The sequence below is a fragment of the Halomonas organivorans genome (genome assembly GCF_014192055.1).
GTDB classification, from domain to species: Bacteria; Pseudomonadota; Gammaproteobacteria; order Pseudomonadales; family Halomonadaceae; genus Halomonas; species Halomonas organivorans.
Genome location: NZ_JACHXM010000006.1, coordinates 126746 through 149178, shown reverse-complemented (window position 1 = coordinate 149178; position 22433 = coordinate 126746). Strand labels below are relative to the sequence as shown.

Below are 22433 nucleotides of genomic sequence, written 5' to 3'. Positions count from 1 at the left end.
TTCCACCAGCACTGTCAGGCCGAAAAGTACCATCTCCCGAACAAGGCAGGTTCGTGAAGCTATCGAGGCACATATCAAGAATCTTCCGATAGCGCGATAAGGGGACCGCATGGTGTGACCTTCCTTGACATCCGCGGTGGCAGGGCTTAGGCCTTAGGGCCAACGAGTGCCTCGGTGGAGCGGACGATCATGGCCAAGCAGAAGAAGGTTCCCGGCGTAAGGAAATATGGCGGCCCCGCCGGCGGATGGGGCGCCTTGAAGGCAACCGCCACCGCCGTGCGCGAGCAGATGGATACCGTCAAGGCGCCGCTCACCCTGCTGCGAACCAACCAGCCCGACGGCTTCGACTGTCCGGGCTGCGCCTGGCCCGACAAGGAACACCGCTCGACCTTCCAGTTCTGCGAGAATGGCGCCAAGGCAGTGACCTGGGAAGCCACCACCAAGCGGGTTCGTCCGGACTTCTTCACTGCGCATACGGTCTCCTCGCTGCTCGAGCGATCCGACTACGAGCTGGAGGGGTTGGGGCGCCTCACGCACCCGATGGTCTATGACCGTGACACCGATACGTTCCGCGCGGTGGAATGGGAGGAGGCGTTTTCCCGCATCGGCGCGCTCCTTCGGCAGCTGTCGCCGGAGCAGGTCGAGTTCTACACCTCGGGCCGAGCCTCCAACGAGGCGGCCTACCTCTATCAGCTGTTTGCCAGGGAGTACGGCTCGAACAACTTTCCCGACTGCTCCAACATGTGTCACGAACCCACCAGCGTGGGGCTTCCACGCTCGATCGGTATCGGCAAGGGGACGGTGTCGCTGGAAGATTTCGACAAGTGCGAGATGATCATCGCCATCGGCCACAACCCGGGCACCAACCATCCTCGCATGATGGGGACGCTGCACGAGGCCTCGCGGCGAAAAGTGCCCATCATGGTGTTCAATCCGCTGCGCGAGCGAGCCCTGGAGCGATTCGCCGATCCACAGGACATGGTCGAGATGGCGACCTACCGTTCCACGCCGATCGCTTCTTCCTACTTCCAGGTCAGAGCGGGGGGGGATGCCGCCGCCATCAAGGGCATCATGAAGGCGTTGCTGGAGCTGGAAGCCAGGCACGGCGATATTCTCGACCACGCCTTCATCACCGAGCATACCAACGGCTTCGAGGCGCTGGCCGTGGATCTTGCCGCGACCGAATGGTCGGACATCGAGGCCGTCAGCGGACTCGGGCGAACCGACCTCGAGATGGTCGCCGCCGCCTATGCCCGTTCCAATGCCACCATCGTCAGCTACGGCATGGGCATCACCCAGCACAACCAGGGGACGGCCAATGTCCGCCTGATCTGCGATTTACTGATGCTGCGCGGCAATATCGGCAAGCCGGGTGCCGGCATCTGCCCGCTGAGGGGGCACTCCAACGTTCAGGGCAACCGTACGGTCGGGATCACCGAAAAGCCGACGACCGAGTTCCTGGAGCGGCTCGAGGATACGTTCGGCTTCAAGCCGCCGACGAGGCAAGGGCACGACGCCGTGAAAGCCATGCAGGCGATCATCGACGGTACCGCCAAGGCGCTGATCTGTCTGGGAGGCAACTTTGCGGTGGCCTTGCCGGATTCCGAGCAGTGCTTCCCGGCCGTGGGCAAGCTGGATCTCAGCGTGCATGTGGGCACCAAGCTGAACCGCTCCCATCTGCTGGTCGCCAGGGAAACCTACGTGTTTCCGTGCCTTGGACGTACGGAGAAGGATATGCAGGAAGGCGGCCCCCAGTCGGTGACCGTCGAAGACTCGATGTCCATGGTGCATGCCTCGGCCGGCAAGCTTGACCCCGCATCGCCTCACCTGAAATCGGAGCCGGCCATTGTCGCCGGCATGGCGAAGGCGGCGCTGCCGAAGAGCAGGGTGCCCTGGTCAGAACTGGTGGCGGATTACGACCGGATCCGCGAGCTGATCGACAAGACGATCCCGGGGTTCGAGGATTTCAACCAACGCATTCGGGTGCCGGGTGGCTTCCGCCTGCCGCTGCCCGCGACCGAACGGGTCTGGAACACACCCTCCGGCAAGGCAGAGTTCCATGTGTTCGAGGGACTGCACGAGGATCGACACGTCCATGGTGAGGATGTACTGCGCTTGATTACCATCCGCAGCCACGACCAGTACAACACCACCATCTATGCCATGGATGATCGCTATCGGGGCGTCTTCGGCCGGCGCGACGTGCTGTTCATGAACGAGGCGGACCTGGCCGCCCGCGGACTCGAGCATGGGGACCGGGTCGACCTGGAGACGGTCATGGACGGCGAGGCACTGCGCTACGATGACCTGACCGCCGTCGAGTACGCGATCGCGCCGGGATCGGTCGCGGCCTACTACCCGGAGGCCAACCGGCTGGTACCGCTCGATCACATCGACCCCGACAGCGGAACACCTTCCTACAAGTCGGTTCCTGTTCGGGTGCTGCCGCATCGATGACATCGGTCTCCGGTTAACGCCTGCATCGCTACCAGTGGAGAGACGCCATGGATAGAGCAACGACAACCGATTCGGACACCGTCACGCTGCATTTCGGCCACGATGAGCTCATCATCCGCCAGCGCTACGAAGTCATCAGCATCGTCAACGATATCCTGATCGGCACCTGGTTCATCATCGGCAGCATTTTCTTCTTCTACGAGTCGTTGGCCTACGACGGCACCTGGCTGTTTTTGATCGGCAGTATCGAAATGATGATTCGACCGATCATTCGGCTCGCCCGGCGCGTGCACCTCAAGCGTTTTCATCCCGGCGCCCCCAAGGCCGTCGATGCCGGCCATGATTTCTGATCCCGGGGCGGATGCAGACCTAGGGCCTGCCACCGCGCACCGGGTCGCGCTCTTCGCCTCGACGATAGAAGAACGCACTGAACATGCCGGCCAGCGTCGATACGACGGTGATGGCGTACAGGTCCAGCAGCAGGCAGAGGGCTTGTCCCGCGGTGGTGACGGGATTGGCCATGGTCGAGGAAATGGTCAGCAGCTGCGAGGTCGTCCAGTAGAAGGCGTCCCAGAAGCCAGCGATGTTCGAGCCTGGCGCTGCTCCCTCGACCACGAGAATCGTCCCCGAGGCCGCGAGGTCGATCACCACGCTCAACAGGATGACGGTCAGCAGTCGATTGCGAAGATGCAGATGGGTAGGGCTCGCCGCGCGAGCGAGGTCCCACAGGTCGCCGAACAATCGGAACCGCAAGGCTCGCTTGTCGATGTCTTGACCCGGCTGTTTCAAGCGTCCTCCTCGATACTGTCGGTGATCAGGGCTGGAGCGCATCGGTGGCGGGGAACAGCAGGCGCGCTTTCGCGAAGCATTCCTCCGCCAGGGCGGAGCGGGGCTCGGCGCGGCGCATCACGAGCCCCATGGGAGCATAGGTGCTGGCGTCGGCAATGGGCACGATCTGCAGGTGCTCGCTCAAGGTGTCGATGCCGCTCTCCAGCGGCATGATGGCACAGCAGATACCGGCGCTGACGGCCTGGACCAGTTGGAAGGTCGAATCGCTCTCCACAACCGGGGCGGGATCCAGGCCGTGACGGCTGAAGCTCATGCCGATGGAATGGCGATAGTGCATGCCCTTGCTCAGCAAGCCCAGGGGCAGGTCGCCGAGACTGGTCCACTCCAGCCTTTGTCGGTCGAAGCTGAAGAAGCGCGTGTCGTGAAGGAGCCCCATATCGGTGGTGCCGAGCCGGATGACGTCGAAATCATCGGCGTCCGCCTGCTCCAGGTAACACAGGCCGATATCCAGCTGATTGCGGTTCAGATCGTCGATGATACGTTCCGAACTCCGCGAATGAAGTTCGAAGCGGAGTTCCGGATACGCCTGTGACAGCGGCTCGATGAGCCGCATCGGATTCAGCGCCGCCAGCGGCACCATGCCAAGCCGCAGCGTTCCGACCAGCTGGCCGCGACAGTTCGCCGCCTCGGACTGGAGGCCATCGTGTGCCGCCAGGAGTGTCCTGGCCCATGCCAGGATTCGCTCCCCGGCCTCGGTGAGTCCTTCGAAGCGCTGCCCCCGGTTCACCAGGGTCAACTCCAGCTCATCCTCGAGGGCGCGCAGTCGCATGGACAGCGTCGGTTGGGTCACGTGACAGCGCTCGGCCGCCTTGCCGAAATGCCGGGTTTCCTCGAGCGCGATCAGGAACTTGAGCTGCTTGATGTCCATGTTGATTCCAGGTGGCAGAAGTGAGACGCAGACAGGCGATCCCCGGACACGAGGCCCAATGCGGGTCAAGTCAGCACGCCGTCCGAGGGCTCTCTTGCCGGCGGGAGCTCGACGTGTCCCGCCGAATCCAGCATATCCCGCTCGATGTGTCGGACGATGGCGTCGGTGGGTAGATCGTTGTCATCGTAGCCGAAAGGGTTCTCGAGTTCGTCACCGATCGTATCCAAGCCGAAAAAGGTGTAGCTGACGATGGTCGTGAACAGGGGGGCCAGCCAGCCCAGCGGCTGGGCCAGCACGAAGGGCAGCAGCAGGCAGAAGATCAACGTCGTGCGGTGCAGCAGCAGCGTGTAAGGGAAGGGCAGTGGCGTATTCTGGATGCGCTCGCAGCTCGCCTGGGCTTCGGACAGGCCCAGCAGGCGCTGCTCCAGCGTGATGTAGCGCCATTCGCTGATCGCCTCGTCGCTGGCCAGCGCCGAACAACGGCCCCCGATGTCGCGCAGGATACCGTCGGTCACGTTATGACCGTAGCGCGTTCTTTCGGCGTCAAGCCAAGTCCTCGCGGCGTCGAATTCATCTTCGTTGCGCAGCCTGGCATTCAAGGCATGCGCATAGCCGCATAGCGCCTGAAGCAGCGTGGCACGTAGCTGTGCGTCCGCAATGACGTGGCTTTCGCGAGCAAAGGAGCGTACTTCCCACACCACTCGTCCCCACGCCTTGCGGCCCTCCCACCAGCGGGCATAGCAAGCATTGTTGCGAAAGCTCATGAAGATGGAGAGCGACAGGCCGAGTAGCGTAAACGGCGTGGCACTGACTCGGTGAAAGCCGCCCGGATACATCCCTTCGATGAACACGATCAATGCCGCCAGCACAGTGATGAGGAGACAGCGTATGGCAATACGCTTGGCGATGGAGCCTTTAAGGGTGATCAGAAGTTCGATCCATCCAGGACTGGGATTGGAATGAACGATCATGATGTTTTCCAGTGGTCAGGAGCCAGGACTGATAGTGCTTTTCTCGACATCCTGAACATCATCTCCAGGTCACTTTGCAACGTCAAATAGTCAGTTCTGAACAGATCATAAGCCCCCTCTATGACCGGCTTTATTCGGCGGACTTCTGGATGGTGGCATCATATCGTGATGTCAAAAACGATGGCCGATAGAGCAAAATGATCATGTCTTAAAGACGTTCGATTAGACGCTCTCCCGAGCCGTTCATACGATATGGGAAGAATGCCAGGCTCCACTCGGAACGACACAGTGGCCGCGAGTCACCAGGCCATGCTTCACCCCCAGACATACCGCATTCATCTGCTGCTTGATGATCTAGCGCAGACTTATCTCCGCTGCATTTCGGGTTTCCTGGCACATCCATGATGTCGATACACGACATTTCTTCACAACCCGGGAGGCAAAATGAGCAACGACGAACATATCAAGGGCTACAGTGGGGCCGCCGCCGGGTGGGGGGCTCTGAAGAGCGTGACCAGGAGCTGGCTGGGTAGCGACAACGCGGTGAAGAACATTCGCGCCATGCTCAAGACCAACCAGGATCATGGCTTTGATTGCCCCGGCTGCGCCTGGGGAGAGTCGCCGGAAAGTGGACTGGTGAAATTCTGCGAGAATGGCGCCAAGGCCGTCAACTGGGAGTCTAGCGGACGCTCCGTCGATCCGGATTTCTTCGCCAGGCACCCTGTGGCAGAACTCCTGAAACAGACCGACTACTGGCTGGAGTATCAGGGGCGTCTCTCTCACCCCATGCGCTACGACGCCAGTACGGACCACTATGTGGAGACGACATGGGCCGACGCATTCGCGCTGGTAGCGCGACATCTACAGGATCTCGAATCTCCGGATCAGGCGGAATTCTATACGTCCGGCCGGGCCAGCAATGAGGCGGCCTATCTGTATCAGCTCTTTGTACGGGCCTTTGGTACCAATAACTTTCCCGATTGCTCGAACATGTGCCATGAGGCCAGCGGCATCGGAATGGCGGACAGCATTGGTGTCAGCAAGGGAACCGTCGTGTTCGATGACCTGGAACACGCCGATGCCATTTTCGTGATCGGCCAGAATCCCGGCACCAATCATCCGCGCATGCTCGAGCCACTGCGTGAGGCCGTACAGCGCGGCGCGCAAGTGATATGCATCAATCCGCTCAAGGAACGCGGCCTGGAGCGCTTTCAGCATCCTCAGCATCCGCTGGAAATGCTCAGCAATGGCTCGAAACCCACCAACACCGCCTATTTTCGACCCGCGCTCGGCGGTGACATGGCGCTGATGCGTGGCATCGCCAAGTACCTGCTGGCCTGGGAGCGCGAGGCGGCGGCGAAAGGGGAGCCGCCGGTCTTCGATCACGCGTTCATCGCGGCGCATACCACAGGGCTGGATACCTACCTGGTGAGCCTCGATGCCACCTCCTGGGAGCATATCGTCGAGCAGTCGGGTCTTGGCCTTGAGGATATCGAGCTGGCGGCTCGCATGTATCGCCGTGCCGAGAGGGTCGTCATGTGCTGGGCGATGGGCATCACCCAGCATCGCCATTCGGTGGCCACGGTACAGGAGATCATCAATCTCCAGCTGCTGCGTGGCAACGTCGGCAAACCGGGCGCAGGCCTGTCGCCGGTACGCGGGCACAGCAATGTCCAGGGCGACCGCTCCATGGGCATCGACGAGAGGCCTCCGGCCGAGCTGCTGGATGCACTGGCGCGGCGCTTCTGTTTCGAGGTGCCGCGTGGCCACGGTCACAATACGGTGCAGGCGATCCAGGCGATGGAAGCAGGGCGCTCGAGGGTCTTTCTCGGCCTCGGGGGTAACTTCGCCCAGGCGACGCCGGATACCGAGCGTACACATGCGGCGCTGCGACGCTGCGAGCTGACCGTGCACATCGCCACCAAGCTGAATCGCTCGCACCTGGTGACCGGCCGGGACGCCTTGATCCTGCCATGCCTGGGGCGTACGGAAATCGACAGGCAGGCCGAGGGCCCGCAAGGCGTCACCGTCGAGGACACCTTCAGCATGGTGCATATTTCCCATGGCCAGCTGAAGCCGCATTCTTCACACCTGCGTTCCGAACCGGCGATCATCGCCGGCATCGCCGAGGCGACCCTGGGCGATCGTCCGGTCGACTGGTCGTGGCTGATCGCCGACTATGGCCGCATCCGCGAGCTGATCGCGGACACCATTCCCGGATTCGAGAACTTCAACGCGCGGCTCGAGCAGCCCGGCGGCTTTCACCTTGGCAATGCCGCCGCCGAGCGGGTCTGGCACACCGACAGCGGCAAGGCACGGTTCCGGGCCCATGAGCTGCCCGACGAGCTGGTCAACGCCAGCGTGCTGGCACGCGGTGAAACGCCGGACCTGATCCTGCAGACGATGCGCTCCCACGACCAGTACAACACCACGCTTTATGGGCTGGATGACCGCTATCGCGGCGTCTTCGGGCTGCGCCAGGTGCTGTTCGTCAATGAAGCCGATATTCGTCGCCTGGGCTTCGAACCCGGGGACAGGGTGGATATCGTCTCGCTCTGGGATGACGAGCGTCGGCGCCGCGTCACGAACTTCGTGCTGGTCGCCTATGACCTGCCACCGGGCCAGGCCGCCGCCTACTATCCGGAAACCAATCCGCTGGTGCCGCTCGACAGCTACGGCGATCAGACCTTCACGCCGACCTCGAAATTCATCGCGATCGTGCTGGAAAAGGCAAAGAAAACCAATATCTTGCCTGCAAAACAAGCCTGAATCCCCCGTCGGACCGACGAGGCGACGAGATCCGTAAGTCAGGGCGAGTTATCACGCTCGAAGGCGATCGTGATCTCGGCCAGGGTCAGGCCGAACTTGCGCATGGCCGTGCGATTGATCAACTTTCCATCTGGCTGCAGGTACATCCAGTCATCCATGCTGAAGGTGATGTCGCGGCCGTCGACCGTCACCTCGAGCGGGTAGCTCATGTGGAAGGCGTGGCCGGCCTGGCGTGCCTCCACAGGCCCCTCGACGTCGCTGGCATGGCCTAGCCAGCGGCCGTCGTCGCGCCGCTCGAAGGTCCAGACGCGGCGGTCGGTCTCGCCGTCGGCATAGGTGAACCGCTCATCGAGGGTCAGGGTGTCGCCGTCGATCCGTCCCTCGATATCGACGGTGAAGCGTCGCTGCACCTCGCCGCTGTAGTCCTGGACCATTCCCCAGGCTCTCGTCTGGCCTTCGAAGTACTCGGCGATATCCAGCCGCGGCGTGGTGCCGGCATACTGCTCGACGTCGACGCCGGCACAGCCCGACAGCAACAGCAGGGAGAGCCAACAGGCGGCGACACGCATTTTTCTATACATCGATATTTTCCGTGTAGACGTTTGGTATAGAAAATGTAGAGCGTATCGCGCAGGAATGCCATCCGGGCGGGTCCGACCACCTTCATGCCGGAATGTTCGCATAATATATATTATGTTAAATACGAGATGTGCCGTGAGAGGAACGACGTCGACCATCAATTGCCGGCTGTTCCAAACCGGCCGGCAATTGATGATCACTCCAACCGCTGTGCCATCCGATGGCGATACTGACGTGTTCGGTGGATGTCGCATACTTGTTGCTGCAGTAAGGCACGGACGGGCGAGACATAAGGGATGGGCACCCTGCCCCGGCTAATCCGGCGTAGCTGGTGTTTAACCACGGCCATGTTCGCCAGGGAAGCAATCGCTTTGTTCTTCCATTGAATCGGTGGCAACGTCGGCGCTGGGTCCCTGCCGGCCAGCCAAGCATTGGGCAGTGTCGGATTGATCGCCAAGGCCGTGCCGATGCCTACCATGTCCACGCCAGCTTCGACCACCTGTTCAGCCACCTCGCGCCGGCGTATTCCACCGGTGACCATGACGGGCATATTTGCCACCTTGCGGATGTCGCGGGCAAATTCCAGGAAATAGGCTTCCCGAGCGAGTGTCCGTCCGTCGCGGGCCTTCCCTTGCATAGCTGGGGCTTCGTAGCTGCCCCCTGAGAGCTCAACCAGATCCACGTCCTCCTCATTCAGCATCTCGACGACTCGTTGTGCGTCTTCAGCACTGAAACCACCGCGCTGGAAGTCCGCAGAGTTGAGCTTGACGGCTACCGCAAAACCGGGCGATACGGCTGCACGCACGGCTCTGACGATCTCCAGTAGCAGGCGCGCACGGTTGACCAGAGAACCGCCCCACTCGTCCTCGCGCCGATTGCTCAGCGGCGACAGGAACTGGCTAAGCAGGTAACCGTGCGCGGCATGAATCTCGACACCGGTGAAACCGGCTCGCTCTCCGAGCTGCGCCGTACGGGCAAAGCGTGCTATTACCTCGTCGATATTGGACTGCGTCATCGCTTTCGGAGTGTCAAACAGCTTCGAGGACGAACCCAGATCGAGTGATACCGCCGAGGGCGCCCAAGTCTGCTGACCGAGGTTGGCGCGCATCTGTCGACCGGGATGATTGATCTGTAGCCAGAACTGCGTGCCGCTGGTGCGTCCGATCGCTGCCCAGCGCTCGAATTTGTCGAGTTGGCCATCATCCTCCAGTACTACCCCGCCCGGGCCTGTCATTGCCCGGCTATCGACCATCACGTTACCGGTGATCAGCAGACCGGCACCACCGTCGGCCCAAGCTTGGTACAGGCGCATCAATCGTTCAGATGGCGCCTGTGAACCGTCAGCCATGTTCTCTTCCATCGCCGCCTTGGCGATACGGTTAGGCATACGTGAGCCATTGGGCAGGACCAGGTCATCAAAAACACTCATTAGCGGCTCCTCAGTGGTTATGCGAGGAGCTTATCGTTGAAGTTAACTTCAAGGTCAATGGTGGGGTTCGCCATGACGGTTCGAACAAGCCACGGGTAAAGGATGGATGGTGCATCGCCATCTCATGATGCGGCAGGCTTGAATTGAATAAAGGGGCACCACGTGGCGATGCCTCGCGGTGCCCATACAGGATCAGTCACGAATGAAGGCCAAAAGATCGGCGTTGATCGTATCGGCGTGCGTCGTGGGCATACCGTGCGGAAAGCCCGGGTAGGTCTTCAGCATCGCGTTGGGAGCCAACTCGGCGGATTTCTTGCCGGAGAGCTCGAACGGCACGATCTGATCGTCCTCCCCGTGCATGACCAGCACCGGTAGGCTGGCGTTTTTCAGGTCTTCGGTAAAATCGGTCTGGGAAAACGCCACGATGCCATCATAGTGCGCTTTGGCGCTGCCCATCATGCCCTGACGCCACCAGTTGCGGATGATGCCCTCCGATGGCGTAGCCCCATCACGGTTATAACCATAGAAAGGCCCCGCCGGTACATCCTGATAGAACTGTGCACGATTGCTCGCCACCTGAGACTGGAAATCGTCGAACACGGACTTGTCCAGCCCGTCGGGGTTGTCATTGGTCTTGACCATCAAAGGAGGGACTGCACTGATCAGTACGGCCTTCGCCACCTTGTCCTCGCCGTGACGGGCCACGTAGTGGATCACCTCGCCGCCACCGGTGGAATGACCAACATGTACCGCCCCCTGCACGCCAAGGTGGTTGACCACCGCGGCCACATCATCGGCGTAATGATCCATGTCGTGGCCATCCCAGACTTGGCTGGAACGTCCATGCCCGCGCCGGTCGTGCGCTACGACTCGGTAGCCCTCCGCCAGGAAGAACAGCATCTGGGCATCCCAGTCATCGGCGCTCAGCGGCCAGCCGTGGTGAAAGAAGATGACCGGCGCATCGCGGGGCCCCCAGTCCTTGTAGAATATCTCGACGCCATCGGTTGTGGTTGCGTACCCCATATCGGTATCTCCTGTGCCGTTGGTCGATGTTGTGCCGTGCTGCGCGCTTCTTGCGAAGCCAGGCACCATACCGCCCCTCCAATCTAGGGTTGAAGCCGGGTTCAAGGTCAACGCTGATCATGTGAATGGGCCCTCTAGAAAGGTAGAACGCCCGACTTCGCTTGACCTTAAAGTTTGGTTTCACCTTAGAGTCATGGCAGGTAGTCGGATCGAGCCATGCCATCGCCAAGGGGGAGTCATGAAAGAAGGGGTCGCCGAGATCGAGTTCGGGTCGCAGAGGGTCGCCATTCTCAGAGGGGGGTACTATGATCGCTTCCGAATGAATCCCGATCTGGACGAGGTCGAGAAAGATTCTGCGGTAAGCGACGTGGACTGGTTTCGTCGGATTCCTAAACAGCAGGTCGCGTCACGTGTTGGCCCCATCTGGGCGCCGAACTTCTACTATCACGCTCGCAGCCTACAGCTCCTGCTCGCTACCCCTATCGCACGTCTTCGTGCCATGCTCCCGGAGCCCCTCGAACCGTTGCGGGCAACCCCAGGGCGCGGTCTCGTGGCGCTGACGTTCTTTACTTACGATGTATGCGATAACGACCCCTACCAGGAAGTCTCCATCGCGGCGGTTGTGCGCCGACCAGGCGCGCGCGGCTCACACGCGCTGGAACTGTCAGATTCCGTGCGACGACGCAGCTTTTTCGCCCATGTGTTGGCGCTCCCGGTCGACACCGAAATTGCATGGGTACGCGGCGTGCAGGGTTATCAATTGCCTAAATGGCGCACGGCTATTGATGTCAGCATCGGTGACGAGAAAGAGATGCGGGCAGGTATCCAGACAACGGGCGGTGCGACCGATCTGGTGCTGAGCGCGCCGACACCCGCTTTCACCGATGTCACGTCGCAGTCACGCATGGCCACAAGCACCATGCTCCATCAGGTAGACGGCCGCTGGCATCGCACCGTCGTCCGCACGAATACGTTGTCATACGCTCAACGCATGTTCCCGCGCGATGTGACGCTGTCCCGCCAGGGCGGACCAATGAGTCAGCTGCTCGATGGTCTGGGGGCCAGCACGGCCCTTCGCATGGATGTGGTGCGACACGCCCAGATTGTATTGGATCTACCCGTACCACTCCCTGCCTTCGACCGCTAGCCCGCCACGTGCCGGACACATTTCAGCCGCGCGCCCACAACACTCACCGAGAGAGACACCGCATGGCCAAGCGTATCCTGCATGTCGTTAGCAATGTCGCGCACTACGCTGACTCGGTCCATCCGACCGGGCTTTGGCTATCGGAGCTGACCCACGCGTGGGACATCTTCGCTGCCGAGGGGCATGACCAGCATCTGGTCAGCCCCTGCGGCGGTGCCATACCGCTCGAACCACGGGCACTCAAGTGGCCCTTGCTCGACACGTCGGCCCGTGCCTGGCTCGCCGATGCCGATCGCCGATCGCTGCTCTCCGCTACTGCTTCCCCAAATGACATCGACGCCGCCGACTTCGATGCCATCTATTTCACCGGCGGACATGCTGTGATGTGGGACTTTCCGGATAACAAAGGGTTACAGCGGATCGCTCGCGAGATCTTCGAGGGCGGCGGCATCGTCTCGGCCGTCTGCCACGGCTATTGCGGGCTACTGAACGTCGATCTGTCGGACGGCTCACTGCTGGTCACCCATCGACGCGTGACCGGATTCTCCTGGACAGAGGAAGTGCTCGCTGGTGTGGCCAAGAAGATGCCCTATAACGCGGAGCAGACAATGAGAGAACGCGGTGCGCGGTACGAGAAGGCTTGGCTACCGTTCGTCAGCAAGGTCAGCGTCGACGAGCGGCTGGTGACCGGTCAGAACCCGCAGTCGGCGAAAGCGACGGCGAAACACGTCGTTGCACTTTTGTAGATATTCAGTGCAAGGTGCAATGTTCCCTGATTCAGGCAACGAAAGCCCTATGTCGATGATTCCGTGCTGGTGTCATGGGCGGCCTCGGTCGTATCGCCTAGTCCAAACCGTGACAATACACGCTTTGCATTAGCCTTACAGTCAATGTCGTCCGGCTTGGTTTCGATGTCGGCGATGACGGCGCGAACCTGTTCTTTGCTTCTGGCGAGCTGCTTTTCGAGCGATTCGATGTCGGCCACCTTGCGGTACAGTGCCTCGAGCAGCGAGTCATGATCCCAATGCGTCAAGTCTTTCGGGATTAGCTTGTGCAGCTCATCAAGGCTAAAGCCGGCCGCCTGCCCCTTCAGAATCAGGTTAAGTACGGTTTCGGCCTCTGGCGGATAGGTTCGGTAACCGTTGGCAGTGCGCTCGACTGTCGTCAGCAGCCCGATGCGTTCGTAATAGCGGATACGCGATGTAGCAAGGCCAGTGCGTTCCGCGAGTTCGCCTATCTTCATCTGCATGTCGGCTCCCTATGTAAGACTGTCACCCTCGTCCTTCAAGTTTACTTTAACTTAAGGCTATTTGAAGCGCTGTGTATTCACGACCGGCTTTGATGAGGGTTCGCGCAAGCATTCCGACATTGCACAATAATAGTGTTACCTGAGATTTCTTATCGCTAACCCTAAGAATAGGTAGGCCGAAATAGCGCTACCTGGCTGGATGCATGCCAACACAGCAAAATCCATAGCTGACACTATAGAAAATATAACATGTTGATTTTGCTAGATAAATACATATTTGGTGTGCATGCATGTTAAATTGGCATTGTGAAGAAGTCGTGCAAGGCTTGATGGCATGGGCTGCCGCTCCCCACCCATCGTGGACAGGCCGTGTCCTGCTCCTTATCATCTTTGCGGCCATTCGCGTGGCCCATGCCGTTCCACTCGCCCCAGCCAAGGATGTCCTCGACATGCCGATTCGCCCCTCGCTGATTCTGCCGCTCGCCGTCCTGCTGTCGCTCGGAGGCTGTGGTCTGGTGCCCATGCACCGCGAGGAGCCGCCCGAGCCGCTGACGCCCCAGGCCTTCGAGACACGCATCGACCGCCTCGAGACACAGCTCGAGGCCCGCTGCGATGCGCGAGACCAGGCGCTGATGCGTCAGCGTGACGAACAGCTAGGCCTGCGTGCCGACGTGCGCGAGGTGGGCCACCTGCTGCGCGAGGTGCGACGCGACCTGTCCGGCCTGCGAGACGACACGCCACAGGAGCCGGTGACCCGCGAGTGTCCGGCCGCGGACGAGCGCCTGGACAACAAGACCCTGGTGGGCCGCAACGAGTGGATCGGCCTGCCCAAGGTCGGGACCTACCTGGAGGCCCGCGTGGATTCCGGTGCCAACACGTCCTCGCTGTCGGCGACGGAGATCACCTCGTTCGAACGCGACGGCGAGGATTGGGTGCGCTTCAAGCTGGGCCTCAACGATGAAGATGCCGTGGTCGAGGCCGTGCGTGACGACTGGATCGAGGCGCCGGTGGAACGCCGGGTCAAGGTCGTCCAGGCCGCCGGCGAGGAATCGCGCCCGGTGATCCGTCTGCTGATGACGCTGGGGCCGCTTCGCGAGGCCGTGGAGTTCACCCTCAACGATCGCACGCATCTCGACTATCCCGTCCTGCTCGGGCGCCGCTTCCTCATGGACATTGCCATCGTCGATGTTGCGCGCCGGCACGTGTATGACCGCCCCGAATATCCCTCTTCGTCGGCAGCGGAGGCCGACGCCGCTCCCGAAACACAAGATGACGCGACGGCCCCCTGAGTGGTGAGTCACGCCCCGCATCCAAGGAAGCCGACATGACCCGACTGCCCTTCTATCTCATCGTCGCCCTGCTGCTGGTCGCCGGCATTGCCATGAGCGTGCATCGCCACGTCCAGTTCGAGGTCCCCTGGACGCCGGGCGAGCAGCGCCAGGTCTGGGAGATCGAAGCGCAGGTGAATTTCCGCGCCGACGGCGGTCCCGCCAAGGTGGAAATGGCCTTGCCTTCCACCCAGCGCGGCTTCCGGGTGCTCACCGAACATACCGCTTCCCCTGGCTATGGCCTGAACTACCTGGAAGAAGACGGTGCCCGGCGTGCCCTGTGGTCGGTACGCGACGCCCAGGGCAACCAGCAGCTCTATTACAGCGCCCAGATCCTGGTCGCCCCCCAGGCCCGGGCCAACGACGTCCCGCCCCCGACGCCGGATCCCAACGTGGTCTGGGAGCCACCCTACGATACCGCCGCCCAGGAAGTCATCGATCATGCCTGGTCGCGCAGCGCCAATCCCTTCACCTTCGCCCGTCAGCTGATCAACGACTTCAGTGATGAGCGCCAGGGTGAGAACGCCCGCCTGCTGCTGACCCAGTTCGATCGGGGGCCGCTGCTTCTGCGCCTGCTGGACCAGGCGGGAGTGCCGGCCCGCGAGGTCAGCGGGCTGCTGCTGGAAAATGGCCGGCGCCGCCAGACCCTGACCTCATGGATCCAGGTCTACGATGGTAATGACAGCGCCCTGTTCGACCCGGCCACCGGCGACCAGGGGCGTCCGGACAACCTGCTGATGTGGGAAAATGCCGGCCGCTCGGTGCTCGAGGTCCAGGGCGGGACCAACTCGCGGGTCAGCTTCTCGATGATCTCGCGTAGCCAGCCGGCCGCCGCCGCGGTTCGCAGCCAGCTGGCAGAGGACGCCGGTACCCTGCTCAACTTCTCCATCCATAGCCTGCCGCTCGAAGAGCAGGCGCTGTTCCAGACCATCCTGCTGATTCCCATCGGCGCCCTGGTCGTGGTGCTGCTGCGTGTGCTGATCGGTATCAAGACGTCGGGCACCTTCATGCCGGTGCTGATCGCCCTGGCCTTCATACAGACTACCCTGCTCACCGGCCTGGTCGGCTTCCTGCTGGTGGTCGCCGTGGGGCTGGTGATTCGTAACTACCTGTCCTACTTGAATCTATTGCTGGTGGCGAGGGTGACGGCGGTCATCATTACGGTGATCGCCATCATTTCGCTGTTCTCCGTGCTGTCGTTCCGGCTCGGCCTCAACGCCGGGCTGCAGATCACCTTCTTCCCGATGATCATCCTGTCGTGGACCATCGAGCGCATGTCGATCCTGTGGGAAGAGGAAGGGCCCAAGGAAGTGCTGATACAAGGCGGGGGCAGCCTGCTCACCGCGGTGCTTGCCTATCTGGCCATGAACAACCCGTGGATCCGGCACATCACTTTCAATTTCCTCGGCGTCCAGCTGATCCTGATGGCGCTGATCCTGATGCTCGGCAACTACACCGGTTACCGGCTGCTCGAGCTGCGCCGCTTCAAGCCGGTCACGGAGGACGACTGACGCATGTGGACCTCCCCGGCACGGCTGCGCGCCAAGGGCATCATCGGCATGAATCGGCGTAACATTCGCTATATCGGCCGCTACAACGACCGACGGCTGTACCCGCTCGTCGACGACAAGCTCAAGACCAAGCTGCTCGCTCAGCAGCATGCAATCACCACGCCGGCGCTGATCGGCACGGTGACCACCCAGTTCGGCGTCAAGCACATCCACGAGATGCTGGCCGCCCACTCCGGCTTCGTGATCAAGCCGGCCAAGGGCAGCGGCGGCAAGGGGATCCTGGTCATCGAGCGCCGCGACGGCGTGCACTTCGTCAAGCCCAGCGGCGCGCACCTCAGCCTCGAGGACGTCGAACGTCACGTTTCCAACATCCTGTCCGGGCTCTACTCGCTGGGCGGTTCGCCAGACGTGGCGCTGATCGAGGCGCTGATCGATTTCGACGAGACCTTCGCCGAGTACAGCTACGAAGGGGTCCCCGACATTCGAGTCATCGTCTTCAAGGGCTACCCGGTGATGGCCATGATGAGGCTGTCGACCGCCGCCTCCGACGGCAAGGCCAACCTGCACCAGGGCGCCGTGGGGGTGGGCATCGACATCGCCAGCGGCACGGCGATCCGCGGCGTGCAGTTCGACCGTGCCCGCCACGACCACCCGGATACCGGCCACGAGCTGGCCAGCCTGCAGATCCCCGGCTGGAAGACGCTGCTGGAGTTGGCGGCCAGCTGCTACGAGATGACGGCGCTCGGGTATCTCGGCACCGACATGGTGCTGGACCGCCAGCATGGCCCGATGCTGCTGGAGCTGAACGCTCGCCCCGGCCTGGCCATCCAGATGGCCAACGGCGAAGGGCTGCGGCCCCGGCTCGACCTCATCGAGCAGCAGCCCGATGGCATCGCCCCCGATGAGCGCGTCGCCTTCGCCCAGCACCACTTTGCCCGGCGCAGCGAACTCGAACGGGTGGCCCGGGAAACGGCCGAGGCCTGAGGCCGCCCTGCCCCGGTCGGCTGGCTCGGAACATGCCGGGCGCGTAGAATATGACCCTCAATCCAACACCGCATGGCCCGCATGACCGATTCCAGCGCCCTGATGCAACAGGCTGAGCGACAGTGCCGTCAGCGTGGCGTGCGCTTCACGCCGATCCGCCAGCGCGTGCTGCAACTGATTGCCGACACCCGTGGCGGACTGAAGGCCTACGAGCTGCTCGATCGCCTCGCCACCGAGCATGCGTCCGCCCGCCCCCCGACCGTGTATCGTGCCCTGGAGTTTCTGATCGACCAGGGCCTGGTGCACCGAATCGAGTCGCTCAATGCTTACGTGGCCTGCCCCTGCCCGGAGCATGCCCATGGCTTCCAGCTGCTGATCTGCCGGGACTGCGGGCGGGTAGAAGAGCTGCATCTCGACGACATCAACGCCCAGCTCGGCCGCCGCGCCCGTGAACTAGGCTTCGCCGTGCAGCGTCAGACCATCGAGCTGCTTGGCCAATGCGAGGCCTGCCGATCGACCTCTGCGACACCTCGAGCATCGGAGAGCTCATGACCGATACCTTCAAGCGCCTGGAAGGCGCCGAGCGCGACAGCCGGCGCCCGCTCGGCGAGATCCTGGATGCCATCCGCTTCAATGACGACGGCCTGATTCCCGCCATCGCCCAGCAGCATGACAGCGGGGAGGTGCTGATGATGGCATGGATGAATCGCGAGTCCCTGGAAGAAACGCTCGCCACCAGCCAGGTCTGCTACTGGTCGCGTTCGCGAGGCAAGCTGTGGCGCAAGGGAGAGTCATCGGGCCAGCAGCAGCGCCTGAAGAGCGCCGCTCTCGACTGCGACGGCGATACCCTGCTGCTGCAGGTCGAGCAGACAGGGCCCGCCTGTCACACCGGGCGTCGCAGCTGCTTCTACGTGGTTCTTGAAGGCGAGCAGGCACGGATCGCCTCCGCGCCGCTGATCGACCCCGCGGCGCTCTACGGCCAGTCGTGATGCCATGACCGCCCTTCTCCACCGCATCCGGCATCACGCCGGACGCCTGCTGGTGCTACCTCTGCTGGGGGCGGTCAAGGCCTATCAACTGATCCTGAGCCCTCTGCTCGGCCCGCGCTGTCGCTACTGGCCGAGCTGCTCCCACTACACGTCAGAAGCCCTGAAGGTTCATGGCCCACTCAAGGGCGGCTGGCTTGCCATCAGGCGCATTGCGCGCTGCCATCCGGGCGCCGATGGCGGCATCGATCCGGTTCCCGGGGGCCCCAGCGAGCGGCTGTGCCGGGAAGACCCCGAGCTCGACGAGCATTTCCGCTGTCGCGATCCTGACGAGGCATCGCCAAACGACAAGGCAGCGCGGTAGCCGCAGTACGTGGCGTATCGGTACCCGAACGCAAACCGCCCGCAGGAAATCCCCCGATCACCTGCGGGCGGTTTCTCGATGCCGAAAAAACTCAGGCGGCTTCCTGTTCGGCGACCCGATAGATGCGCTCCAGCATGGCATTCAGGCCATTGCTGCGCGTCGGCGACAGGTGCTTGTCGAGGCCCAGGTCCTTGAGGAAGTGCGGGCTGGTGTCGCGAATGTCTTGCGGCCGACGATCGTTGTAGATGCGCATCAGCACGGCGATCAGGCCGGAGACGATGGCGGCATCGGAGATCGCCTGGAAATGCAGGCGCTCGCCGTCGCGCGCGTGGTGCATCCAGACGTTGGACTGGCAGCCCTGGATCTTGCGCTCGTCGGTCTTCCACTCCTCTGGGAAGGCCGGCAGCTGCTTGCCAAGGTCGATGATGTACTGGTAGCGATCCATCCAGTTGTCGAACATCTCGAACTCGTCGACGAGTTCCTGCTGGGCCTGCTCGGCGGTCATGGTGGTCATGCAAACTCCTCACTGCTGTTGGTGCCATTATACCGCTTGAGCACCCTCGTCGTCCGCCCCCGGCGACAGGCCGTGGCGCGACTGCTGGCGATGCCATTCGGCATCCTCGGCGTGCAGGTAGCGGGCGGTGGTATCGAGCCGCGAGTGGCGAGCCGTCTCGGCCAGATAGCGTAGCTCGACGCCGGCCTGGGCCTGGTGGGTGAGCGCCGTGTGGCGCAGCCAGTGCGGCGTGGCGCGCCGCAGCAGCGCGGCCTCGCGGGCGCTTTCCTCGCCCTGGCGCGCCTCCAGATCATCCGCCGCCCGGGCGAAGGTCTCGCGCATCAACCGATAGAGCCGGTTCTCGCCGAGCCCGCGCCGGCCGTCGAGTCCTCGCAGCATCGGCGTGACCTCGTCCGGCCCCGGCTCGGGCGCAAGGCCGAGCGCGCTTCGCCACCGGGCGAGCAGGCGCATCATGTCCGGCGGCACGGGGATGCTCGCCGCCTTGCCGCCCTTGCCCACCGTGTGCCACCACCAGCGCCCCTCCCGGCGATGCACGTCCTGCATGCTCGCCGCCGCCATCTCACCGATCCTGGGTGCGAGCAGGTAGGCGAAGCCGAACGCGAAGCGGCGGCGCTCGTGCTCGAAGCGCGCCCGCGGAGCGGCATCTTCGCCCGGCGCCTCATTCAGCCACTGCCACAGCCAGTCCCACAGCGGCTTCTCCAGGTAGCGTTCCACCCTGCCCTGGCGATTGTCCAGGCGGCGGCGCTTGTCGCGCATCAGCCGGAACGGGTTATGCCCGACCCAGCCCGCCTCCACCAGCCAGGCGAAGAGCCCCTGCAGGATGACCAGGCACTGCCGGCGGCTGGCCGGCGACAGCGGACCACGGAACGGCCGCCAGCGCGGGTCATGGCGCGGCCGGGTTGTCCCGACCCAGCGCTCGCGGGGCTGCGGATCGCTCAGGAAGGCCTCGAAGGCGTCCAGTTGGTTGCGGCGCACCTCGGCAAGCGCGAGGTGCTGCTCGCCCAGCCACAGCAGCAGCCGCTCCGCCTCGCGCCGATAGGCCCGTTGGGTATTCGGGCTGGCGCGATACTCGCCGAGCCACTGCGCGACCGCCTCGGCATCGCTGTTCGCCGCGATATGTGCACGACCGGCCTGCGGCGCCTGGTGCGCCGACAGCTCGCTGCGATCCAGCACCTCGCCCATCCGCTCATTCAGCGCCGCCGCCCGAGCCGTCAGCGCTTCCCGCTGTCCCTTTTTCTCACTGCCCTGAGCCATTCCTTTAACCCCCCTTCCTTTAACCTCCTTCCTGGGCACTTACACCACCCCCATTGGCGGCTGAGCCGTCACCGACAGTCGACAACAGGCCACCTGCTGCCCTTCTGTCGCCATTTTGCCCTTTGAATTCAATCATCTGCTCTACCCGAACGCAGTATCGGCGTTACGCCACAAATAATCAAGATAAGCCGCGTAATCTTGATTTTCTCTTCAATTTCATAATGTAAATTACGTTTTACGTTTAATGTAATTATCTTTATCGCACGCCCCGAGACGGGTATAGTGCGATCCATGAGGCCCCTCAGGGCCGACATCAGAGCGAGGAGAACGGTATGGCACGCAGCGGCGTACGCTTTGAAGACGTGCAGCGGGCGATCGACGAACTGATGGCCGCCGGCCAGGCGCCTAGCGTGCAGCGGATCCGCGAGACGCTGGGCACCGGCAGCTTCACCACCATCAGCGAGCATCTGCGCGAATGGCGCAAGCGCCGCGAGGAGAACCGCGACGTGCCACCGCCGCGCGGCATGCCGGCGCCGCTACAGGAGCTCGCCGAGTCGCTATGGCAGCAGGCGCAGGAGGCCGCCAACGAAGCGCTGGTCCACTATCGCCGCGAGGCCGACGACAAGGTGGACGAGGCGCAGGAGAGCGTTACCGCCGCCGAGCGACGAGCCGAGGATGCCGAGCAGCGAGAAGCCGCCCTGTCCGCACACCTGACGCGCACCGATGAGCGACTGACTGAGCAAACCGCCGAGCTGGCACGCCTGCAGGCCGACCACGACAGCCTGCAGGCCGCCGAGGCTCGCCAGCGAGACGCCCGCGGCCGCCTGGAGGCGCGGCTCGATGAGCTGCAGGGCGAGCTGGAACGCCAGGCGCAGGCCCACCGCCAGGCCCTGGAGGACCAGGAGGCCGCCCAGCAGCGGCGCCTGGCCCAGGAGGAGCAGCGTCATGAGGCCGCCGAGGCGCGCCTCATGGGACTGGTGGACGAGGCGCGGCAGGAGCGTCAAAGCGCCGAAAAAGCGCATGCGACGCGAATCGAACGGCTGGAAAAGCGGCTCGAGGCGGCGCGCTCGGAGCAGCAGTCACTGCGTGAGGCGCTGCAGGAGGAAGAGAAGCGACGGCGCAGCGAAGAACAGGCAAGGCGCGATGTCGAAACCTCTCGAGACAGCCTGGATCAGGAGAGGGCCCGCCTCGAGGCACGGCTGGCGGATAGCCAGGCGGCCCTGGCCGCTCGCCAGGCTCGCGTGGAGGGATTGGAGAAACAGCTCGAGGCGCGACTGTGGTCATCGCTGGAGATGATGCAGGAGAGTCAGGCCCGGCTCGAAGCCGCGGCCGAAAACGCCTCGGGCCCCGACGATGCGGGGCCCGAGCAGCGGGAAGACGAATAGCACCTGGCGGGCACGCCTCCCGCGCGCCGACTGTCAGTGCTTATTGATAGTAGGCGTTGGTGGTGTCCGTGTGGTCGGTCACGTCGCGTATGCCGGCAAGCTCGGGGATCCGCTCCAGCAGGGTCTTCTCGACGCCCTCCTTGAGGGTCAGGTCGACGGCGGCACAGCCCTGGCAGCCGCCACCGAAAGCCAGTACCGCGACCTGCTCGTCGGTCAACTCGACCAGCTTGATCTCGCCGCCGTGGGCCGCAAGCCCCGGGTTGATCTCGCTGTAGAGCACGTAGTTGACGCGATCGGCCAAGGGGCTATCCGCGTTGACCTTGGGCATCTTGGCGTTGGGCGCCTTGATGGTCAGCTGACCGCCCATGCGATCGGCGTTGAAGTCGACTACGGCCTCTTCCAGGAAGGGGATGCTGTTGGTGTCCAGATAGACGGCGATCTTGTCGAGCTCCAGGCGCTCATCGCTGGGCTCCTCCTCGCCGGGCCGGCAGTAGGCCAGGCAGGTCTCGGCGTAGGGCGTGCCGGGCTGAGTGATGAAGATACGCACGGCAATACCCTCGACGTTCTGCTTGGCCAGCAGTTCGGCAAGGTAGTCCTGGGCGCTGTCGGTGATCTGGATGCTCTCGCTCATTGCTCTCTCGCTGGTCGAGCCGTACCGGGAACGGCCTTGGCACGGGCCGGTATGAGGTGTTGCCTTTCATGGTAAGCGACTCCCCGCGCCCTGACAATCCCGACCACCGCACTCGGTTTTAGCCACTCACCACTT

At 62.9% G+C, this 22433-nt stretch carries 22 protein-coding genes; 12 read left to right on the top strand and 10 right to left on the bottom strand.

What is annotated here, in order from left to right; translation table 11 throughout:
- The first annotated feature begins 189 nt into the window (after nt 1–189).
- Both FHR96_RS08870 and FHR96_RS08865 read left to right on the top strand, forming a co-directional pair.
- Nucleotides 190–2457 carry an FdhF/YdeP family oxidoreductase gene (locus FHR96_RS08870; protein WP_183387307.1) on the top strand — a complete coding sequence of 756 codons (2268 nt, stop codon included), beginning with the start codon at nt 190–192 and terminating at the stop codon, nt 2455–2457.
- A gap of 47 nt (nt 2458–2504) precedes the next feature.
- Nucleotides 2505–2807, top strand: coding sequence for a YrhK family protein (locus FHR96_RS08865; protein WP_183387306.1), 303 nt, complete (start codon nt 2505–2507; stop codon nt 2805–2807).
- A gap of 19 nt (nt 2808–2826) precedes the next feature.
- Here FHR96_RS08865 and FHR96_RS08860 read toward each other — a convergent pair whose 3' ends face one another.
- The 3 genes from FHR96_RS08860 to FHR96_RS08850 form a co-directional block, all read right to left on the bottom strand.
- Complete coding sequence (locus FHR96_RS08860) at nt 2827–3246, bottom strand: hypothetical protein (protein ID WP_183387305.1); 420 nt, start codon at nt 3244–3246, stop codon at nt 2827–2829.
- A 25-nt stretch (nt 3247–3271) separates the two neighbouring features.
- Nucleotides 3272–4174 carry a LysR family transcriptional regulator gene (locus tag FHR96_RS08855; protein WP_183387304.1) on the bottom strand — a complete coding sequence of 301 codons (903 nt, stop codon included), beginning with the start codon at nt 4172–4174 and terminating at the stop codon, nt 3272–3274.
- Between the two features lie 65 nt (nt 4175–4239).
- The gene (locus FHR96_RS08850; RefSeq protein ID WP_183387303.1) at nt 4240–5145 is read right to left on the bottom strand and encodes a bestrophin family protein; all 906 of its coding nucleotides are present in this window, start codon (nt 5143–5145) and stop codon (nt 4240–4242) included.
- A gap of 444 nt (nt 5146–5589) precedes the next feature.
- On the opposite strand from FHR96_RS08850, the gene FHR96_RS08845 reads away from it, so the two are divergent.
- Nucleotides 5590–7914: an FdhF/YdeP family oxidoreductase gene (locus FHR96_RS08845; protein ID WP_183387302.1), complete on the top strand. Its 2325-nt coding sequence runs from the start codon at nt 5590–5592 to the stop codon at nt 7912–7914.
- 38 nt (nt 7915–7952) lie between these two features.
- Here the strand turns inward: FHR96_RS08845 and FHR96_RS08840 are convergent, their stop codons facing one another.
- The 3 genes from FHR96_RS08840 to FHR96_RS08830 form a co-directional block, all read right to left on the bottom strand.
- Nucleotides 7953–8495 carry a DUF3833 domain-containing protein gene (locus FHR96_RS08840; RefSeq protein ID WP_183387301.1) on the bottom strand — a complete coding sequence of 181 codons (543 nt, stop codon included), beginning with the start codon at nt 8493–8495 and terminating at the stop codon, nt 7953–7955.
- 194 nt (nt 8496–8689) lie between these two features.
- The gene (locus FHR96_RS08835; protein WP_183387300.1) at nt 8690–9922 is read right to left on the bottom strand and encodes an NADH:flavin oxidoreductase/NADH oxidase family protein; all 1233 of its coding nucleotides are present in this window, start codon (nt 9920–9922) and stop codon (nt 8690–8692) included.
- Nucleotides 9923–10114: 192 nt separating this feature from the next.
- Complete coding sequence (locus FHR96_RS08830) at nt 10115–11014, bottom strand: alpha/beta fold hydrolase (RefSeq protein ID WP_246392867.1); 900 nt, start codon at nt 11012–11014, stop codon at nt 10115–10117.
- A 169-nt stretch (nt 11015–11183) separates the two neighbouring features.
- On the opposite strand from FHR96_RS08830, the gene FHR96_RS08825 reads away from it, so the two are divergent.
- Both FHR96_RS08825 and FHR96_RS08820 read left to right on the top strand, forming a co-directional pair.
- On the top strand, nt 11184–12092 hold the full coding sequence (locus tag FHR96_RS08825) for an acetoacetate decarboxylase family protein (protein ID WP_183387299.1): 909 nt from the start codon (nt 11184–11186) through the stop codon (nt 12090–12092).
- Between the two features lie 62 nt (nt 12093–12154).
- A complete protein-coding gene (locus FHR96_RS08820) occupies nt 12155–12838 on the top strand; it encodes a type 1 glutamine amidotransferase domain-containing protein (RefSeq protein WP_183387298.1) in 684 nt (227 codons plus the stop codon).
- A gap of 47 nt (nt 12839–12885) precedes the next feature.
- On the opposite strand, the gene FHR96_RS08815 is transcribed toward FHR96_RS08820, so the two are convergent.
- Nucleotides 12886–13341, bottom strand: coding sequence for a MerR family transcriptional regulator (locus tag FHR96_RS08815; protein WP_221195751.1), 456 nt, complete (start codon nt 13339–13341; stop codon nt 12886–12888).
- A gap of 449 nt (nt 13342–13790) precedes the next feature.
- Between FHR96_RS08815 and FHR96_RS08810 the strand changes: the two genes are divergently transcribed.
- From FHR96_RS08810 to yidD, 6 genes are all read left to right on the top strand, one after another.
- Nucleotides 13791–14630 (top strand): ATP-dependent zinc protease family protein, encoded by an 840-nt coding sequence (locus FHR96_RS08810; RefSeq protein ID WP_183387297.1) that lies wholly within the window; start codon nt 13791–13793, stop codon nt 14628–14630.
- 35 nt (nt 14631–14665) lie between these two features.
- The gene (locus tag FHR96_RS08805) at nt 14666–16180 is read left to right on the top strand and encodes an inactive transglutaminase family protein (RefSeq protein ID WP_183387296.1); all 1515 of its coding nucleotides are present in this window, start codon (nt 14666–14668) and stop codon (nt 16178–16180) included.
- Nucleotides 16181–16183: 3 nt separating this feature from the next.
- A complete protein-coding gene (locus FHR96_RS08800; protein WP_183387295.1) occupies nt 16184–17164 on the top strand; it encodes an alpha-L-glutamate ligase-like protein in 981 nt (326 codons plus the stop codon).
- Nucleotides 17165–17245: 81 nt separating this feature from the next.
- Complete coding sequence (locus FHR96_RS08795) at nt 17246–17716, top strand: Fur family transcriptional regulator (RefSeq protein WP_183387294.1); 471 nt, start codon at nt 17246–17248, stop codon at nt 17714–17716.
- Nucleotides 17713–18153 (top strand): phosphoribosyl-AMP cyclohydrolase, encoded by a 441-nt coding sequence (hisI, locus tag FHR96_RS08790; RefSeq protein ID WP_183387293.1) that lies wholly within the window; start codon nt 17713–17715, stop codon nt 18151–18153. Before FHR96_RS08795 ends, hisI begins: the two co-directional genes overlap by 4 nt.
- Before the next feature lie 4 nt (nt 18154–18157).
- Nucleotides 18158–18514 carry a membrane protein insertion efficiency factor YidD gene (gene yidD / locus FHR96_RS08785; protein WP_183387292.1) on the top strand — a complete coding sequence of 119 codons (357 nt, stop codon included), beginning with the start codon at nt 18158–18160 and terminating at the stop codon, nt 18512–18514.
- 91 nt (nt 18515–18605) lie between these two features.
- Here the strand turns inward: yidD and FHR96_RS08780 are convergent, their stop codons facing one another.
- Both FHR96_RS08780 and FHR96_RS08775 read right to left on the bottom strand, forming a co-directional pair.
- Nucleotides 18606–19028, bottom strand: coding sequence for a SufE family protein (locus tag FHR96_RS08780; protein ID WP_183387291.1), 423 nt, complete (start codon nt 19026–19028; stop codon nt 18606–18608).
- Nucleotides 19029–19055: 27 nt separating this feature from the next.
- The gene (locus tag FHR96_RS08775; protein ID WP_183387362.1) at nt 19056–20210 is read right to left on the bottom strand and encodes a tyrosine-type recombinase/integrase; all 1155 of its coding nucleotides are present in this window, start codon (nt 20208–20210) and stop codon (nt 19056–19058) included.
- Nucleotides 20211–20614: 404 nt separating this feature from the next.
- Between FHR96_RS08775 and FHR96_RS08770 the strand changes: the two genes are divergently transcribed.
- A complete protein-coding gene (locus FHR96_RS08770) occupies nt 20615–21667 on the top strand; it encodes a DNA-binding protein (protein ID WP_183387290.1) in 1053 nt (350 codons plus the stop codon).
- A gap of 40 nt (nt 21668–21707) precedes the next feature.
- Here the strand turns inward: FHR96_RS08770 and nfuA are convergent, their stop codons facing one another.
- Nucleotides 21708–22298: a Fe-S biogenesis protein NfuA gene (gene nfuA / locus FHR96_RS08765; RefSeq protein WP_183387289.1), complete on the bottom strand. Its 591-nt coding sequence runs from the start codon at nt 22296–22298 to the stop codon at nt 21708–21710.
- Nucleotides 22299–22433 lie beyond the last annotated feature (135 nt).